This window comes from Bacillus sp. AC266 (assembly GCF_979253805.1).
This window is the reverse complement of sequence record NZ_CEEDEC010000021.1, coordinates 1-2,481: the sequence shown is the minus strand read 5'-3', so window position 1 is coordinate 2,481 and position 2,481 is coordinate 1. Positions and strand designations below refer to the sequence as shown.

General features: G+C 31.8%; 2 protein-coding genes. One reads left to right on the top strand and one right to left on the bottom strand.

What is annotated here, in order from left to right; genetic code table 11:
• Positions 1-317 precede the first annotated feature (317 nt).
• Positions 318-1,109, top strand: a complete 792-nt coding sequence (locus AC0IXC_RS29020) for a sulfotransferase family 2 domain-containing protein (RefSeq protein ID WP_002139383.1) — start codon at positions 318-320, stop codon at positions 1,107-1,109.
• Positions 1,110-1,202: 93 nt separating this feature from the next.
• On the opposite strand, the gene AC0IXC_RS29015 is transcribed toward AC0IXC_RS29020, so the two are convergent.
• Positions 1,203-2,123, bottom strand: coding sequence for a DMT family transporter (locus AC0IXC_RS29015; RefSeq protein ID WP_002140184.1), 921 nt, complete (start codon positions 2,121-2,123; stop codon positions 1,203-1,205).
• Positions 2,124-2,481: the final 358 nt, after the last annotated feature.

The window sequence follows — 2,481 nt, the reverse complement described above, 5'->3', positions numbered from 1 at the left end:
AAGTTAGTTTGTCTAGCATCTAAAAATAAAAATTGACGTTCACGTTGTTTGTTTCGTTCAGTTTTCAAAGAACTACTCGGTCGCTCATTGCGACTTCCTTATGTTAACATCTTCGTTAGTTAATGTCAACTAAGTTTTTCATTTCGTTTGTCGCTTTCTGCGTTGTTGCTATCGGCGACTTGTCCTATATTACACCTCTATATAATAATAGTCAACATTTCTTTTTCATTTTCTACAAAAAAAATTCCACACACTCATACCTCATCTTTATTTTACATATGTATATATAATCAAGATACATGAAAGGAGTGCATCAATTGTTGGATCCTTCCTTATTACACATCATTAGTACTAATGCAAGAAGCCCACACTATCATAGAAACTTTCCTCTCATTCTATTTTGGAGTCAAAAAAGTGGTTGTACTTCCCTTGCTAAGTGGTTTTTTTACCAGATTGATTTATTACAAACAGCTTTAAACTATCACCCCTTCATCCATAATTTCGAATATGAAATATACAAAAGTACACCGGCCTATAATATACGGCTGAGTGTAGCACTACGAGATAAACAAAAGGAAACTTTCAAACTGGTTCGCAATCCGTTTAGAAGAGCAGTCAGTTCTTTCGTGTCCTTAATTGCACCTCCTTATGTAGAAAATGAAGAATGGAAACCCATTCGAAAGTTTTTATATCAAAATGAAAATTCTCCTAAAGGAATCTCATTCAAACAATTTTTATACTACCTATTTACTAAAGGTGCTCATGCAAATGATATTAACGCTCACTTTACACAACAATATATAGCAGGTGAAGAAGAGTATGTAACCAATTATATATACTTAGAAAATTTCGATCAGGAAATGAAAGAATTAGAAAAACGTTTCGAATTAAAACCTGCACCGATAAATGAGTTTTCAACATCATGGCATCATCAAACCCCTGCCATGATTTATAAAGGGAATTTCAGCGATGCCGATATTACTGATCCTTTATTCCCTCGTCACCCGACTTTTGAAAGCTTTTATGATGATGAATGTATACAGCTCGTCAAAACAATATTTCAAAAAGATTTCGATACATATAGATATAACAAAGAATATCCCTACTAATTTAAGTCCATTATCTTCGCTAAATATAAAAAGATACCTTATACATATATATGAGGTATCTTTTTAACATTTAAACTATATAAAACATACAATTTAACAGTCCCTACTATCCATTTTATTACCCTTTAATAGATTACGTAACTTTTGCTTATCCGCCCATCCTACTCCAATTAAAACTAGACTCCCTCCCATTATTATCTTCCATGTCAGAGATTCATTTAATAGGATAATTGAAGTAATGATACTTATTAACGGCAATCCATTTAAGTACAGTCCACTTATTGATGCTGAGACCGTCTCTAGCGCTTTATTCCAGAACCAATATGCTAAAATTGTTGCCCCAATAACAAGGTATACTACACTAAATCCAATCTTCCATGTTTCGATTTTTGGGAAACCGTAGTAAAAAATTTCTATCATTGCAAATGGCAACACAATAGCTGCACCTATCATTAGTGTTACTGTAGTGAAAACTTTATTAGATAAACGTCGTTCTTGTTTTGGCCGTTTTAACAAAACTGTGTAGAACGCAAATAAAAAGGTACTTAATAAAATAAGTATATCTCCTATTAAAGACACCTCTTGATTAGTATCGCTAGATGGAATTGTAATAAAGAGCACTCCTATAGCACCCAACATAATCCCGATCCAATAATCCATCTGAATTTTCTCTTTCAGAAAGAACGCTGAAAAAAGAATTGTAACTAATGGCAATGCAGCATCAATAATACTAACATGTAATCCACTTGTTAAAGAAATACCATAGGATGTGAACATAAAGTACCCAGCTACACCAGTAAAAGACAGTAAACTCATTCTTTTCCACGGAATATGTTTATGTATAACTGCTTTTTGTAGTTCGTTAAATGAGAAAAACATACAAATCCCACCCGCAAAGAAAAGACGAATAAATAACAAAGTAAACGGTTGAATGGATTCTAATGCCCATTTCGTTGGTGCAATGGCTGTCCCCCATAATATAACAGCCACTAATAACATGCATATTTCTTTCATAATCCCCCACACCCATCAAAAAATATATGTTAACTACCTTAATTATAGATTTTTTCTTATGTAAAATCCCTTAAAAATACAAAAAGATTAAGTGAAAAAGAACTGGATAGCTATTTTTCACTTAATCTTTTCATATAAAATCAAAAACATTATTGTTCATTCGACAACTAAATTAACACAAAAAGGTAATTCTTACCTTCTATTTATATTTAAACGTATTACTTTATCATCCGAATTTTATTTTATACCATTTCTATTTCATTATTTTTTCATCTTTAGGGTTATTAAATTTATGGATTTTAACCTTCGGTAAATAAAAATAAACACAAAAAAACCTAAGTCGAAACGACTTAGGTTT

Excerpts from the sequence above, each read along its gene's own strand:
- AC0IXC_RS29015 (WP_002140184.1), bottom strand. The coding sequence starts at position 2,123 with ATGAAAGAAATATGCATGTTATTAGTGGCTGTTATATTATGGGGGACA.